This window comes from Caballeronia sordidicola (assembly GCF_000729995.1).
Taxonomy (GTDB): domain Bacteria; phylum Pseudomonadota; class Gammaproteobacteria; order Burkholderiales; family Burkholderiaceae; genus Caballeronia; species Caballeronia sordidicola_A.
The window spans coordinates 18,997-34,083 of the sequence record NZ_JNFG01000026.1; the positions used below are offsets into that span (position 1 = coordinate 18,997).

16 protein-coding genes are annotated in these 15,087 nt (G+C 60.4%); 7 read left to right on the forward strand and 9 right to left on the reverse strand.

Translation table 11 applies throughout. The features are described 5' to 3' along the window. The first annotated feature begins 10 nt into the window (after positions 1–10). The 3 genes from kynA to FH08_RS0123950 all read left to right on the forward strand — a co-directional run bounded on the left by kynA (position 11) and on the right by FH08_RS0123950 (position 2,573). On the forward strand, positions 11–922 hold the full coding sequence (gene kynA, locus FH08_RS0123940) for a tryptophan 2,3-dioxygenase (protein WP_031360791.1): 912 nt from the start codon (positions 11–13) through the stop codon (positions 920–922). An 81-nt stretch (positions 923–1,003) separates the two neighbouring features. After that, positions 1,004–1,840, forward strand: coding sequence for a class I SAM-dependent methyltransferase (locus FH08_RS0123945; protein ID WP_031360792.1), 837 nt, complete (start codon positions 1,004–1,006; stop codon positions 1,838–1,840). 121 nt (positions 1,841–1,961) lie between these two features. Further along, the gene (locus FH08_RS0123950; protein WP_031360793.1) at positions 1,962–2,573 is read left to right on the forward strand and encodes a glutathione S-transferase family protein; all 612 of its coding nucleotides are present in this window, start codon (positions 1,962–1,964) and stop codon (positions 2,571–2,573) included. A gap of 52 nt (positions 2,574–2,625) precedes the next feature. Here the strand turns inward: FH08_RS0123950 and FH08_RS0123955 are convergent, their stop codons facing one another. After that, on the reverse strand, positions 2,626–3,585 hold the full coding sequence (locus FH08_RS0123955; protein WP_035567024.1) for a LysR family transcriptional regulator: 960 nt from the start codon (positions 3,583–3,585) through the stop codon (positions 2,626–2,628). Between the two features lie 109 nt (positions 3,586–3,694). Here FH08_RS0123955 and FH08_RS0123960 point away from each other — a divergent pair, with 109 nt between their 5' ends. Next, positions 3,695–4,084 carry a tautomerase family protein gene (locus FH08_RS0123960; protein ID WP_031360795.1) on the forward strand — a complete coding sequence of 130 codons (390 nt, stop codon included), beginning with the start codon at positions 3,695–3,697 and terminating at the stop codon, positions 4,082–4,084. A 70-nt stretch (positions 4,085–4,154) separates the two neighbouring features. Here the strand turns inward: FH08_RS0123960 and FH08_RS0123965 are convergent, their stop codons facing one another. Then, positions 4,155–4,865 carry a Pr6Pr family membrane protein gene (locus tag FH08_RS0123965; protein ID WP_051888470.1) on the reverse strand — a complete coding sequence of 237 codons (711 nt, stop codon included), beginning with the start codon at positions 4,863–4,865 and terminating at the stop codon, positions 4,155–4,157. A 90-nt stretch (positions 4,866–4,955) separates the two neighbouring features. Next, the gene (locus tag FH08_RS0123970) at positions 4,956–5,207 is read right to left on the reverse strand and encodes a DUF1488 domain-containing protein (protein ID WP_031360797.1); all 252 of its coding nucleotides are present in this window, start codon (positions 5,205–5,207) and stop codon (positions 4,956–4,958) included. 318 nt (positions 5,208–5,525) lie between these two features. Here FH08_RS0123970 and FH08_RS0123975 point away from each other — a divergent pair, with 318 nt between their 5' ends. Continuing rightward, complete coding sequence (locus FH08_RS0123975; RefSeq protein ID WP_031360798.1) at positions 5,526–6,947, forward strand: MFS transporter; 1,422 nt, start codon at positions 5,526–5,528, stop codon at positions 6,945–6,947. A gap of 19 nt (positions 6,948–6,966) precedes the next feature. On the opposite strand, the gene FH08_RS0123980 is transcribed toward FH08_RS0123975, so the two are convergent. Both FH08_RS0123980 and FH08_RS0123985 read right to left on the reverse strand, forming a co-directional pair. Further along, positions 6,967–8,088 (reverse strand): succinylglutamate desuccinylase/aspartoacylase family protein, encoded by a 1,122-nt coding sequence (locus FH08_RS0123980; RefSeq protein ID WP_031360799.1) that lies wholly within the window; start codon positions 8,086–8,088, stop codon positions 6,967–6,969. Between the two features lie 21 nt (positions 8,089–8,109). After that, positions 8,110–8,889 (reverse strand): transporter substrate-binding domain-containing protein, encoded by a 780-nt coding sequence (locus FH08_RS0123985; protein ID WP_031360800.1) that lies wholly within the window; start codon positions 8,887–8,889, stop codon positions 8,110–8,112. Between the two features lie 153 nt (positions 8,890–9,042). Here FH08_RS0123985 and FH08_RS0123990 point away from each other — a divergent pair, with 153 nt between their 5' ends. Together FH08_RS0123990 and FH08_RS0123995 are read left to right on the forward strand one after the other, a co-directional pair. Continuing rightward, a complete protein-coding gene (locus tag FH08_RS0123990; protein ID WP_235210478.1) occupies positions 9,043–9,999 on the forward strand; it encodes a LysR substrate-binding domain-containing protein in 957 nt (318 codons plus the stop codon). 116 nt (positions 10,000–10,115) lie between these two features. Then, entirely contained in the window at positions 10,116–10,703 is a 588-nt protein-coding gene (locus FH08_RS0123995; protein ID WP_031360802.1) for a MarR family winged helix-turn-helix transcriptional regulator, read from the forward strand. 40 nt (positions 10,704–10,743) lie between these two features. On the opposite strand, the gene FH08_RS0124000 is transcribed toward FH08_RS0123995, so the two are convergent. From FH08_RS0124000 to FH08_RS0124015, 4 genes are all read right to left on the reverse strand, one after another. Then, positions 10,744–11,769 (reverse strand): aldo/keto reductase, encoded by a 1,026-nt coding sequence (locus FH08_RS0124000; RefSeq protein ID WP_031360803.1) that lies wholly within the window; start codon positions 11,767–11,769, stop codon positions 10,744–10,746. Positions 11,770–11,934: 165 nt separating this feature from the next. After that, positions 11,935–12,729, reverse strand: coding sequence for an N-formylglutamate deformylase (hutG, locus tag FH08_RS0124005; protein WP_031360804.1), 795 nt, complete (start codon positions 12,727–12,729; stop codon positions 11,935–11,937). Between the two features lie 70 nt (positions 12,730–12,799). Continuing rightward, positions 12,800–13,765, reverse strand: a complete 966-nt coding sequence (locus FH08_RS0124010) for a LysR family transcriptional regulator (protein WP_031360805.1) — start codon at positions 13,763–13,765, stop codon at positions 12,800–12,802. A 168-nt stretch (positions 13,766–13,933) separates the two neighbouring features. Next, entirely contained in the window at positions 13,934–14,788 is an 855-nt protein-coding gene (locus tag FH08_RS0124015; protein WP_031360806.1) for an oxidoreductase, read from the reverse strand. Positions 14,789–15,087 lie beyond the last annotated feature (299 nt).

The following is a 15,087-nucleotide window of genomic DNA, read 5'->3' on the forward strand; positions in this document are numbered from 1 at the left end:
AGAACACGCGATGACACAATCACATGAAAGCGAAGGCACGGGCGGCTGTCCCATGGGCTATGGAACGAAGACGGGAACGGCAGGCGATGCTGTGCAGAAACCGGAAGGCTGGCATGACGCACAGCTCGACTTCTCCGATTCGATGAGCTATGGCGACTACCTTTCGCTCGATACGCTCCTTGCAGCGCAACACCCGCTCTCGCCCGACCACAACGAAATGCTGTTCATCGTGCAGCACCAGACGAGCGAGTTATGGATGAAGCTCGCGCTGTATGAGCTGCATGCGGCGCTCGCCGCCGTGCGTCGCGATGACCTGCCGCCAGCGTTCAAGATGCTTGCGCGTGTCTCGCGCATTCTCGATCAGCTGGTCCAGGCATGGAGCGTCCTCGCGACCATGACACCGTCCGAATACACGGCAATGCGGCCTTATCTGGGGGCGTCGTCTGGATTCCAGTCGCATCAGTACCGGCAGATCGAGTTCCTGCTTGGTAACAAGAACGAGCAGATGCTCAAGCCGCATGCGCATCGTCCGAACGTGCTTGCCGAGGTCAAGGCGACGCTTGACGGACCCTCGTTCTACGATGAAGTCATCCGCCTGCTTGCCCGCCGCGGCTTTCCGATCGCACCGGAAAGGCTGGAGCGCGACTGGACTCAGCCGACCACACTCGACGCCAGCGTGGAAGCCGCCTGGCTCACGGTGTATCGCGAGCCAACGCAGCATTGGGAGCTCTACGAGATGGCGGAAGAGCTCGTCGATCTCGAAGATTCTTTCCGGCAATGGCGCTTCCGTCACGTCACCACCGTTGAGCGGATCATCGGCTTCAAACAAGGCACGGGTGGAACCAGCGGTGCGCCCTATTTGCGAAAGATGCTGGACGTGGTGCTGTTTCCTGAGCTATGGCACGTCAGGACGCTGCTCTGAGCGATAGTGCACCGGTCCTACGCGCGGGGTAAAGCAGAACACGCTCTGACAAGCGTCGCGCTTTGCCCGATAATAACCCGCATGAAAATACTCCCAACTCCCCGTCTCATGCGGCGTGCTTTTCTGGCGTTGCCCGCAGCCCTGCTGCTAGCGTCGTGCGCGACACCTACCGTATCGACATCACTCGATACCGCCATCGCCGCGCCGCATCGTGGAGAAAAGGCGCAAGCGCGCGACGTCTACCGGCACCCGAAGGAGACACTGGAATTCTTCGGCCTCGCACCGAACCAGAGCGTGCTGGAAATCGCGCCGGGCGGCGGCTGGTACACCGACATCCTCGGGCCTTATTTGCGGGCAAGCGGCACGCTTTACGAAGCGCAATATCTGCCGCCTCAAGGAGCGCTTCCTGCCGGGGAAGCCAAGAATAACGCCTTGTTCGAGCGCAAGCTCGCGGCTTCTCCCGACATCTTCGGAACGGTCGTGGTCGGCACGTTGCAATCGGGGCAGTTCAGCGGCTTTCCGGCCGGGCTGCAAGTGGATCGCGTGCTGACGTTCCGTAATATCCATAACTGGATAGAAGACGGCCAAGTCGATGCCAACCTTCGTGCGTTCTATTCGGTCCTGAAACCGGGCGGCGTGCTCGGCGTGGAAGAGCATCGCGCAATACCGGGTACATCGGTTCAGCAAATGATCGATACCGGCTACCTGACCGAAGCCTACGTGATCGAGCATGCACAGGCAGCGGGCTTCAAGCTTGCCGCGCGCAGTGAGATCAACAGCAATCCCCGCGATACGAAGGACTATCCGCACGGCGTGTGGTCCTTGCCGCCGACCTACCGGGGTGGCGACACTGACCGCTCGCGCTTCGCCGCCATTGGAGAATCGGACCGCATGACGCTGCGTTTCGTCAAGCCGTAGGCCAGCATGCGCGATCGCAGCATCACGGGCTACCACACGGTTACCGCATTGACGTGGACCGTAGCTTGCGTGCTATTCGCTGGTCGTCCCTTTCTTCAACGTTCGAATCACAAGGCTATTCATGATCGAAGTCCATCATCTGAACGAATCCCGGTCGCGCCGCATTACATGGCTGCTTGAAGAACTCGCACTTGATTACACGGTCCATGCTTACCAGCGCAACCCAAAGACGCGGCTTGCGCCACCCGAGCTCGAAAAGATTCATCCGCTGGGTAAAGCCCCCGTGATTCGTGACGGTGACGAAGTGATCTTCGAGTCCGGCGCGATCATCGAATATCTGGTGCGCAAGTATGGCAACGGCCGGCTTGCGCCCGCAGCGGACTCGCGTGATTACAATCGGTATTTGCAGTTTCTGCACTACGCGGAAGGTTCCGCGATGTTGCCGCTCATGCTCAAGCTCTACACAAGCCGGCTTGGCGATGGCGCTGCACCGCTGCAGCCGCGCATTGAAAGTGAAATGCAAAGGCACCTCGGCTTTCTGAATAGCGAGCTCGCGGGACGGGACTATTTCATTGGCAATGAACTGACGGGCGCGGACGTCCAGCTGTCGTTCGCCGTCCAGATGGCGGTGAAGTTCTGCGGCGAAGATGCGTACCCCAACCTCACGGCGTTCGTCCGGCGCATTGAAGCGCGTGAGGCGTATCGGCGGGCGATTGAGAAGTCGGGCGAGTAAGCTGCTCGGGGGTCGTTGGCATCGGCCGAGAAACGCTAGCTTAGCCACGCCCCTACGTCGAAGAAACCGACTTGCGAGTTGCGGCAGAGGCGGTTTTCTGTCGGGCGCGATCAGCAGATGCATTCGCAAACCCCTCGGCCACGGCATCGCCAAACACACTGGCTGCACGTGTTAAATTGCCCAACTGAACCGGGTGGACCATCCAGATATCGAGACTTAATGAAAAGTCTTTCACGTCGACAACAGATAGTTCGGCATACGAACCACTCTGGCGAAGCACAGTCCGCGGCACAAGCCCCAAACCGAGCCCCGCAGCAATCAACTTCAGTTGCATCTCGGTGCCGTGCGTATCCACGCTTAACCTGAGTTCGCGTCCCACCCCTTGCATCGCCCGTTCCAGCGCGGCACGGTAGCCGCAACCCAGCGGATTGAGGATCCACTCCTGGTCCGCCAGCGCCAAGATGGTCGAGCGACGCTCAATCACCGGCCGACGCCTGCTCTGGACCACCAGCACCTCGAGCGTCGTGATAAACCGCCCTGCCACGTTGTCCGGCAACGTGCTGGGGGACGGCAGCAGCAACGTGGCCGCGTCCAGTTTCCCAAGACTGACCTGTTGCAACAACCCAGTGCTCCATTCGGTATGCGACTGGACCTCGAGCTTCGGAAACGCCGCTTTCAGACGCATCACCGCGTCGAACAAAACGACCTCCGCTACCACCTGAGAAAGGCCCAAGCGAAACGTCCCGCTCGGCACAGCGTCTTCCCGGGGAATCTCAAGCAGTTGATTCACGCTGCGCATAAGCGGGACCGCATGTTCGTAGATCCGGCGCGCAAGCGCGGTTGCCTGAGGCGGCTTGCTGTTGCGGTCCAGAAGTTCCGCGCCAAGGACAGCTTCAAGATGCTGAATCCGCCGCGATATAGCCGATTGCGTCAGCGACAGCACATCCGCCGCCCGCGTCAACGAATTGTGGTCGAGCACCGCAACCAGGGTTTTAAGGTCTTCGAATAACATGCTTGAGTCTCATGATTCATATGAAAACTATGCGCTTGATGCACGTTTCCATCTAGTCTAATCTTCATTGCAGCAAGTTCCCATTCCCAATTAAGCCTGAGGTCAAACCATGCCACTCGTTCGAATCAATCTTGCGCAGACTGCATCGCCGGAAGTCGTTCAAGCAATCAGCAACGTCGTGTACGACGCCATGATCGATGTCGTCAAAGTGCCGGAGCACGACAAGTTTCAGATCATCACGCGCCATGCGCCTGACGAATTGATCTACCCGGCCGAGGGATACCTGGGCGTGACCTACACGCCGGGGATCGTATTTATCCAGGTGACATGGAACACCGGCCGCACGATCGAGATGAAGAAAGCGTTTTACCGCGCGGTGGCAGACGGCATACACGCGAAGACGAGCGTACGAAAAGAAGATGTCTGGATCAACCTGGTCGAGGTGAATCGCGAGGACTGGTCGTTCGGCAATGGCGACATGCACTACGCGCCGAAGTAACCACTGCATGCGAATGAAGCCTTGCCGGTCACGCACGTACGCGGCCGGCGGCCGGCCACCCGATCAAGCGCTAATGCGGACGCCTATGATTAAACGCAATGAACACGCCCATCAGCGTGACAAAAGCCAGCACGAGCAAGGTCGCGTTGAACAGCACATGCGGATAGCCGAGTTCACCGACATCAATGAACGGATAAGGATAAAAGTCCGACGTGCTGCCGCGCCAGAGTGTGACGCAGAGATAACCTAGCGGATAGATCAGCCAAAGCAGGCATTGCCGCAATGTCAGATGGAAGCGCGGCACGAACAACACCCAGTAGATTATCGACAACACGGGAATAACGGTGTGCAGGCATTCGTTGAGGACCGCGCGATATCCCGAAGGCGTCCACAGGTGACGCAGCAACAGGTTATAAGCCAGCCCGACAAACACGATGTACACCACGACCGCCGTCACCACCGGCGGCTTGCGAAAAAATCGCCCGAGCGGCGAGCGGCCAAGTGCGGCGACGAACGAAAAACAAAGGGCGACAGTAAATACGGTCAGGTTCGTCAGATAGCTGCTAAGGCGTTCAAACCCATCGAATACGCTTAAGCCCCGGGCTAGCATCCGGTGGACCGTGACGTCGGTTTGCGTGGCGAGCGCCAGCCACGCAATTGTCGCGATGCACGCCGCCAGCAATAACGACGCCGTGCCGGGCGTATGCAAAGGCAACGCGTGCTCTACCCCGGATTGCTTGGAGCGCGGGGTCTGGCTTTCAGAGGAAATTAGCTTGGGCATGCTGCGATTTTATACGCGGCAAGGACTGAAGCGCAGTTCGCAGGCGCGCTAGCGTACGGCGACCCGCCGGAGCAAGTACGTCCAATAGGCTCAGGATATCTTGAAGATGTTTTGCGAGCCGCGTACGTACAGGCCTTCGGCCTTCAGAAGAATGCGTTCGCGGTACAGATCGAAGGCGGCGAGGACGGCCGATTCGCCCGACCCCATTTGCGGATTGAAACTCGATAGAGCCGCGTCGTCTATCTGGAATGAAATCTCGCGCGAACCGTCATACCCCCAAAAGCACACGCAGTGCCGGGAGTCGTCGTAGGAACGGCTTGGGTTCGGGAAATTGAGTTTCATACGCCATCCTAGTCCTATTAGTGTGACGCGCGCGACGGTGTTATTCCTAGTAATTACCCTGACCTAACACTCCCCCGCCAAGCGTAATGTTCCGACACCAACAAAATCGGGAAGCAATTACCGCCAGCCGGCTAGCAAGCATTTAAGCCTTAAGCCGGCGCACTACCTGTACGTCTTTTGTAATGAACGCGGCGCCTCGATGCTCTCGCATCACGCCCCCCGGTTCAAGTAGACTCTGCTGCCACGCAATCGATTGATCCCTCGGCGCCTTGCTCGCAGGCGCGTCGTTGGCTCTACCAGAAATACGCTCGCCGCCTAGTGAAACCAGCCAACTTCCGCATCACCGCCGCCGTTGTAGCCAGCGCGCTTTTTATGCAAAACATGGACGGTACGATCGTCGCGACGGCCCTGCCCGCCATGGCGCGCGACTTGGGCGTCGATCCGGTCCATCTGAGTAGCGCCATTACTGCTTACCTCGTTGCGCTGACGGTGTTCATTCCGGCTAGCGGATGGGTTGCCGACCGCTTCGGTGCAAAGCGCGTCTTCATGTGGGCAATCGCAACCTTCACGCTGGCCTCGCTTGCTTGTGCCGCGGCCGCGAACCTCCCGCAGCTGATTGCTGCGCGCATCGTGCAGGGAATCGGCGGGGCCATGATGGTGCCTGTCGGACGTCTGATCCTTTTCCGCGGCGTCAAACGTGAGGAGCTGTTGCAGGCCACGACCTGGCTCACCATGCCTGCTCTCATCGGCCCGTTGATGGGTCCGCCATTGGGTGGCTTTCTCACCGATACCCTCTCGTGGCGCAGCATCTTCTGGGTCAACGTGCCTGTCGGCATAGTGGGCTTGCTGCTGACGTGGCGCTTGCTTCCGGCCGCGCCGCCCGAACATCATGCGCCGCCCGACGTGCGCGGAATGATGTTGATAGGCGCTTCGCTGACGCTGTTCATGACCGGCATCGAATGCGCGGGTCGCGGGGTCCTGCCGCCGTTTGCGTCGCCGGCATGCGTCGCTGCGGGGGTGCTGATGTTCTGGATGGCCGTCAGGCACTGCCACCGCGTGGATGATCCGGCTGTCGATTTCTCGCTGCTCGCGATTCCGACCTTTCATGCTGCGACCATTGCGGGGAGCTTGTTTCGAGCCGGTGCGGGCGCGCTGCCCTTTCTCGTGCCGCTGACGTTACAAACCGGCTTTGGCTATAGCGCTTCCGCAAGTGGCCTTGTCACGTTCGCTAGCGCGCTAGGATCGTTTTGCATGCGGCCCATGACCTCGCTTGCACTAAGACGTTTTTCCGTCCGGACCGTGTTGTGCGCTGGCAGCGTTTCGTTTGCCGCCGTGCTCGTGGTGTGCTCTTTCATGTCGCAGAACTGGCCCGCTAGCGCCATCTTCCTGTTGCTGCTTGTGGGCGGATTATCGCGTTCGCTTAGCTTCGCCACCATGGGCGCACTCGCTTTTGCCGATGTGCCCAAGCCCAAGCTGGCTGCCGCCACTTCATTCCAGGGCACCGCTCAGCAATTGATGAAAGCAGTCGGTGTGACGGTCGCGGCAGGGACCATTCAGGTCACCATGATCGTGGCTCCCGGCGCGCACGCTGAACGGTGGCAGTTGGCTTCTGCGTTTATTGTTACCGCGCTTGTCGTGATTACTTCTTACCCGATGTTCATGCGGATGCCCGCCGAAGCAGGAGCGGGGATTTCTGCTTCGCGAGGGTCCGCACGCGGGCGCGCCAGCGAGGTCAAGTGACGCTATCAAGTGACGCTGATCAAGCGCCGATCAACACCCCGGTCCTGAACGGGACCGCGCCGGTTACACGGCCCATCGGTGCGCCGGCGATAACAAAGCGGATCGCCCGGCGCATATAAAAGACGCCGTCGTTTTTCGTCGTGAGCGTGGTTACCTCGTCCGTGATCGGATCGACGATATCGAAGACCGGGTCACCCGCTTTCAGATGTGCCCCAACTTGTGCGCGATACACCACCACACCGCTTGCGGGCGCGATGAACTGCTCGCTGCCGGCTAATGGCGTCGCAGGATGGTTGAGCGGTGGCATCTCGCGCGCTTCGCCTTCGATCACTCCCCGATACGTCAGGTAGTCGACAATCGCGTCCGCGTCCTGCTCCGCGAACTCATAGGACACGTCGCGCTGGCCGCGATGCTCGACCGTCAGTGCAACGTTGGGCGCGGCGAGCGGCGTGCCCTCGCCCAGAAGCGCACGGACGTCGTTCCAGAGTTGCGTATGAACCTCGTCGAATGACTGGCCGCCCGAGTCCGCACAGAGCAGTACACCGCTTGCGCCCAGGTAACGCGCGAGCGGCTCGACCGCCGGCCAGCTCGCAGGGCTCGTGTACAGGTGCATGGTGGCCTCCAACGAACAGTGCAGGTCGAGGATGACGTCGGCATCGGCTGCCATGATCAGCATCTCGCGGCGCAAGGACTCAAACTCGTTCTTCGGCTTGACCTCGGCGAGCATGTCGCATACAGCACGCCGCAACAACCGCGTGTTGGCGTCGGCGTCCTGCGTCCACTGGCTGCCAATATGCTCGACCAAAGCAGCGGCGGTGGGCAGCGGGAAGCTGCGATTGAAGTTGTGGCCGCTATTCAACTCGAAGCGCCCAAGGAACTGCCCGAGCACATGCTGCGAGAGTCCGATCGGGTTTGCGACCGGCACCAGGATCACTTCGCCGCGAATCCGTCCCGCCTTTTCCAGTTCGATCAGCCGTTGCTTCAGGCGCCACGCGGTCAGCATCGCGGGAATTTCGTCCGCGTGCAGCGACGCTTGTATGTAGATCTTCTCGCCCTTTCCCGGCGTGCCAAAGTGAAAGCTGACGAACTCGCGGCGCGTGCCGATGGACGTGGAAACCAGCGGCGTGTTTTGGATGTGCATCGAATGCTCCTGAAAATCCTGTTAGTTGCCGTAGACGTCGAAGTCGAAATACTTGTGGGCAATCTTTTGGTACGTGCCGTCTGCACGCATGCCGGCAATCGCGCTATCGATACTTGCCTTGAGCGCAGCGTCGTCCTTGCGCAGGCCGATGCCCGTGCCGTGGTCACCCATCTCAAGCGGTCCGCCGACAAACCCGAATCCCTTGCCTCGCGGTGTCTTCAGGAAGCCGTTATCCGCTTCCACCGACCCCAGCAGCGCCGCGTCCAGCCGGCCCGCCATCAGGTCTTCAAAAACGCCTTCCTGACTTTGATACGCGACCACTTCCACGCCACCCGACTGCCAGTTCTTCTGCGCATACGTTTCGAACTGCGTGCCGCTCTGTACCCCAATGCGCTTGCCGCGCAGACCTTCCGCGCTGACGGTTAGCGGAGTGCCGGTCTTCGCGATCAAACGGGACTTGAACTGGAACAGCTTGGTCGAAAACGCGATCTGCTGCATGCGCTTTTCTGTGATCGCCATCGACGAGATGATCGCGTCGATCTTGCGTGCCTGCAGCGCCGGGATCATGCCGGAAAACTCCATCTCGACCCATTGGCAATGCATCGCGATGCGGCGGCAAATCTCGTTGGCGAGATCGACGTCAAAACCGGTCACGGTGCCGTCCGGCATTTTTACGTCCATTGGCGGATACGTCGGATCAATGCCGAGGCGCAATACGTTCGCGTCTTTCGCGAAGGCAGGCGTGGAGACGGTTACGGCCGCAATCACGGCGGCGGCCAGCAATGAGGAGAGAGTTTTCATCGGCGCTTACTCAGTGGTCAAGACGCGGTGGTCAAGACGGTGATGGGGACGACACGCCTGCATGGTACGAGTGCAAAATGCCACCAAACAGGGCCGATTTACTTATCATGATCACTTTTACCTATCACCCGGGTGGAAATTGTGGACCTGACCTTGACGCAACTTCGCGTGTTCGTGGCTGTTGCTGAAGCCGGCAGCCTCAGGGCGGCGGCGCGCAGCCTTGGCATTGCACAAAGCGGCGTGACGCAACAGTTGAGGAAACTCGAGACCAGCGCGGGCGGCCCCCTGTTCGAACGCGGGCATCGCGGCGCGCGCCTGACCTCGGTTGGGGAGCGCTTGCGGATTCGCGCCGACGTGATCCTCGGCGAATGCGTTCGAACCGAAAACGAAATGCGCCAGTTACGCGGTGAGTTGACCGGCCAGGTCTCGCTCGGCGCAGCGGCTGAGGCCATGATGCGATTATTTCCCGCGCTGCTCGCGAGTTTTCGCGAGCGCTGTCCTCGTATTGACGTTCACCTGACCAGCGCCACGTCGAGGGTCCTGACGGCCTGGGTGCGCGACGGCAGCCTGGACTTCGCGTTGGCGCTGGTATCGAACGAAGCGGATATTCATGATCTGGACGCGACCACGCTGTTTGAATCGCCCGTCACCGTCATCGCACGGCGTGGTCATCCGCTAGGCCGCGCGCGATCGCTGCGGGCGTTGCAGGATTGCGAGTGGGTCAGTACGCGGCCGCGCCATGCAGGTGATGTCGCGAACCGTTTGTCCACGTTGTTCGAAGACGCGGGGCTTGAACCGCCGCGTATCGCGGCCACGACCGAGGCGGTATTCGATACGCTGCATTGCGTGGCGAACAGCGATTATCTGTCGCTCGAACCCGTGCGTCTCGCGGCACATCCGTTCTTCAGGGACCATGTGGAGGTGGTCCCGATCAAAGAACAGGCTTTGAGTACGCGTGTGTGCCTGCTGCGCCGCGCGGGCGTGCCGTTGACTCCGGTGGCGCAGGAGCTGGCGTCCATGGCTGTATCGTTTGCGAGGATGCTGCCCGGGACAGGCGGAACTGGCGTCAGTGGTGTGACCTCCGTGACAGACAAGGTGCGTAGTCAATGACACTCTGACACTCGATTTACCATCACGCCCGGACGGCCCCGCGCCGTTCTTCAGGTCCGTTCCGACCGGCTATCATGTTGGCCTGGGCAACGCTTCAAGCTTTGGGAAATACGGTCATGACAAGAAAGAAACCTGCGGACAGCGCGCCTCGCGAAACCGCTGCAATCCTGCGTCACTGGCACGACGCGGTACCCAACGACCGGCTGGCCCACCTCGTGAAGGACGCCGCGCGTTCGCTGGTGCGCGCGCTGCAGATGCGGCTTGCAGAGCACACCGTGTCGTACGGGCACTGGACGTTCCTGCGAATCCTGTGGGAGACGGATGGCTTGACGCAGCGCGAGCTGAGCACGCAGGCGGGGGTGATGGAGCCAACGACCTTTGCCGCGGTCAAGGCTATGGAGGCGCTGGGTTATGTCGAGCGTCAGCAGATGCCGGACAACAAGAAAAACGTGCACGTGTTCCTCACGGCCGAGGGCCGGGCGCTGAAAGAAAAGCTCGTGCCGCTCGCCGAGGAAGTCAACGAGGTCGGCGCGGTGGGCTTAAGCGAGCACGACATCAAGACCGCACGCAAGGTGTTGCTGGCACTGATTGAAAACCTGGCCGACGATGAACTGGGGTCAACGAACCCAATGCGCCGCGTGCCTTCTACGCGGGAGTTGGGACGAATTATTGCGGAGCGTGGGGATACGGTAGAGGACAGGTGACGCTGACGATGCAATAGCATCCCTCGCCCTCTCCTCCTCTCTACACCGGTGACGGATTGCGATCCGCGAATCCGCGTTGATGCCAGTACGGATACGGCAGCGGCAACGTGCTCGCTTTATCCAGCGCCGCAATCTGCTGCGCACTCAACGACCACCCCACACTGCCCAGGTTCTCGCGGAACTGCTTCTCGTCGCGAGCGCCCACAATCACGTTCGCGACTGTCGGCCGCTGCAGCAGCCAGTTCAACGCAATCTGCGGCACGCTTTTTCCCGTTTCCCTGGCCACGGCATCCAGTGCGTCCACAATGCCGTACACATATTCGTCGGCAACCGGCGGTCCCATATCCGCCGTCTTGTGCAAACGGCTGTTCTCCGGCAACGGGCTGCCGCGACGGATCTTGCCTGTCAGGCGCCCCCACCCCAGCGGACTCCACACAATGGTCGAGACCTTCTGGTCCAGTCCCAGCGGCATGAGTTCATGCTCGAAATCGCGGCCGGTCAGCGAGTAATACGCCTGATGCACCGAATGCCGCGCGAGGCCTTCGCGGTCGGACACCGCCAGCGATTTCATCAAGTGCCAGCCGGAAAAATTCGAGCAGCCGATCATGCGGATCTTGCCCGCGCGCACGAAGTCGTCGAGCGTGCGCAAGGTTTCTTCCACGCGTGTCAGTGCGTCGAAACCGTGCAGTTGATAGATATCGATGTAGTCGGTGTTCAGGCGCTTCAGGCTGCCATTGATAGCTTCCGTCAAGTGATGCCGAGTCGAGCCGACGCTGTTCACGTCCGAGCCGAACTGAAACGTTCCTTTCGTCGATACGATCACCTTCGAGCGGCGTCCGGCGATTGCCTTGCCGAGTATCTCCTCCGCCATGCCATCGGAATAGATGTCGGCGCTGTCGAACATCGAGACGCCCGCCTCCAGCGCAATGTCAACCAGGCTGCGCGCGCCGTCGGCATCGGTGCTGCCCCATGCCTTGAAGAAATCGTTGCTGCCGCCGAACGTGGCGGTGCCCAGACTCAGCACGGGCACCTTGAATCCTGTCTCGCCCAATAAGCGATATTCCATGTCCACTCCTTTCCATTGAAAGCCAATGAGCTGCTCCCGCGCAGGCGACACGGGCAGGCGGCTTCGTTGATGTATCGGCCATGCAGTGGGCATATTAAGAGATCGTTGAAAATCGTGCTTGGGTGCCCGGCAGCGCCAGCCGGTTCAACGCTCAAGCAACAGCGATTACAGCCCCCGGATCACATCCAGCGCCACGCCCACCATGTTCTTCACCACCACCTGAACCTGACTGGCTGCTTCAGGCGCGTAGTCGAACGGTTCCGTCTCATGCATGTAGGTCGACTGGCACATTTCCAGTTGTATCGCGTGAACGCCAGTCTCAGGCGTTCCATAGTGACGCGTGTTGTAGCCGCCCTTGAAACGGCCGTTGGCGATCCACGTATAAGCGCTCTGCGCAGCGGCATCGGTAACCGCTTGCAACGCGCCCGGCGCCGCCGTGCGCCCATCCTGCGTACCGATATTCAGATCGGGAAGCTTGCCCTCGAACAGACGCGGCAACACGCTTGCAATCGAATGCGCTTCCCACAACAACACGTTCGGATGCGCTGCCCGCAACCGTGCAAGTTCTGCCTCAAGCACGTCGTGATACGGCTGCCAGTAGGTCACTACGCGCCGCGCTTTCTCGGCAGCATCGGGCCCCACGCCATCGCGATACAGCGGCATGCCCCGGAAGGTTTCGCCCGGGCACAGGCCCGTTGTCGTCTGGCCGGGGTAGAGACTTTCATCGTTCGATGGACGGTTCAGGTCGATCACATAACGCGAGATGCGAGCGCCCAGAATTGTCGCGCCTATCTCGCGGGCGAAGTCATACAGGCGGTCGAGATGCCAGTCGGTGTCCGCCACGGTTAGCGCTATGTCCGTGTACAACGGCCGCAAGCTCTCGGGAATTTCAGTGCCGACGTGCGGGATTGAAATAAGCAGTGGCGCATCGCCGCGATGCAAGGTGTAGAGATCGGTCATGATGGATTCCGGGCGAAGTAAGCGTACGAAAAGGGGTAGAGAAAGAGGTCAATAGGCAAGTCGATAAGCGTTATTGGATCGCATCGTCCGGCAGGTTGGGTAGCGCTTGCTGAAGCGCCGGGCGAATGCGCTGGTCGAGCACACCACGCGTCAAGGAGATCAGTTCGGCCGCAAAACCATCCCATTCGCTCTCACGGTGCAGCAGGAAAAAATCGCGGCGTGCAAGGCCGCCTGGCGGCAGCGGCAACACCTCGATTTCCTCCAGATAATGGCGCGCCTGCCACAAGCAAAGTGGCGTGGAGATGGCGAAACCAAGACCCGCGGCAACGAGGCTGAGCAGGGGATCGGTAGCGTCGAATTCATAACGCCGCGGGCTGTCGATACCGAGGTGCCGCGCAAAACGCTCGACCTGCTGGCCAATCACCGAGCGCCCCGTATAACGAATCAAAGGAAGATTGCTGGCGAGCATACGCCAGTCCGCCGCGGGTCGCGACGCGAGGAAGCGCCGCGATGCAACCGCCACGAATGCCTCGGAGAACAAGGGAATCTCCACAATACGCGGGTCCGAAATGACAGTCTGGGTGCATACGGCCAGATCGATCTCGCGATCGTGCAACTGCTTGGTCAACCCGGGCGTCAATCCCGACCACAACGCAATCTGCCGCGACGAACCCGAGAGCGCTCGAATCAGTTCGGGACCGATCGTGGCCGCGAACGAGTCCACGCAACCCAGCCGAACCGACGCGTTGCCTGCACCGGATACCTCGTCGATGCGGGCACTCACCCGTTGCGCGTGATCGAGCAAGGGCGAGGCGAGTTCGAGCAAGGCTCGCCCTGCGCTGTTGGCCCGCGGCGGGCGGCTGTCCCGATCGAACAGGCTTGTACCCTGCTCGCGTTCGAGCGCGGATACAGCCTGGCTAATCGCGCTCTGGCTCACGCCGAGCTGCTTTGCAGCGGCAGTCATCGAGCCTGTATCGCAGACGGCAACGAATGCCTGCAACGCACGCAGGTCAATCGGGTGATGCGGTCGTCTCATGGGCGCTCCGGTTTGGCGCGGCGCTGCCTTAACAGGGTTCCCAGCATGCCCGTGCTGCCAGGCACCATGCGAAGCTGCAGCGTTTTCCGGCGATGTCCATAAGTTTGCCTTATGCAAAATATTCGCGGAAGTGCCTGATGTGCCTCATGCGCCACGCGAAGTTCCGGCTTAACTCGCGCCTTCCGGAAAATCGGCGCCAATGGTCGTTTTCTCCCACGCATCGAAGTCATTGGTCAGCGAAGTGACTTTCTTGCGCGCCAGTTCAAGCGCGGCTTTGCCGAGCAACAGGCGCAACGGCGGGGTATCGGAGAGTGCCGCATCAATGATCGCCTGCGCCGCGCGCACCGGATCACCCGCCTGATTGCCGCTGCGCGCTTCGGTCTGCTTGCGGCGCTCGCCGGCGGTCGCCGCATAGTCATCGATGCGCGTAGCCGACTGCTTGATCGACGGCCCGGCCCAGTTGGTCCGGAACGGTCCGGGCTCAACCACGAGCACGTCGATGCCCAGCGGTTTCACTTCGATCGCCAGCGACTCCGAGATCCCTTCCACCGCGTATTTGGTGCCGTGGTAGTAGCCCGTGGCTGCGAAGCTCGTGATCCCTCCTATCGACGAAATATTGACAATGAGGCCGCTTTTTTGCGCACGCATGATGGGCAGCACGGCCTTCGTCATGTCGACCAGGCCGAATACGTTGGTCTCGAACATGGCGCGTACAGCGTCGTCTTCGCCTTCTTCAATTGCCGCCAGATAACCGTAACCGGCGTTGTTCACGAGCGCATCGATACGGCCGAAATGCTTCTGCGACTTCGCGACAACATCGGCGATCTGCTTGCGCTCGGTCACGTCGAGTTGCAGCACCAGTGCGCGCTCCCCGTAGCCTTCGGCCAGATCCGCGAGCTTCGACGGGTCCCGTGCGGTCACCACGGCGCGCCATCCGCGCTCCAGCACAAGTTTGGCCAACTCACGGCCGAAGCCGGTCGAGCAGCCGGTGATGAGCCACACGGGGTTGTCTCGATTCATCATGGAAAGCTCCTGTTTGTAGATCGGAAAATCGGTTGTAGTGGTGCACGGGAAATGAGGGGCCGTTGGAGCCGAAGCGTGAGGATGCATCGCCGGAAGCCTACGGGGACCCTACGCGCGCGGAAATCCCGCTAAAGCTTACTCGCGATACGCAAATGCAGCACAACCCGGCCGGGTCGATGCGCTTGAGGTCATAGCTTTCGCATGCACGATTCTGCCGGCGGCAAGCGCCTTCAGTCGAGTTTATAGCCGGACGTTAAAACCAGCTCAGGTCGAATCTGATTTTAGTTTTATTAGTTTTC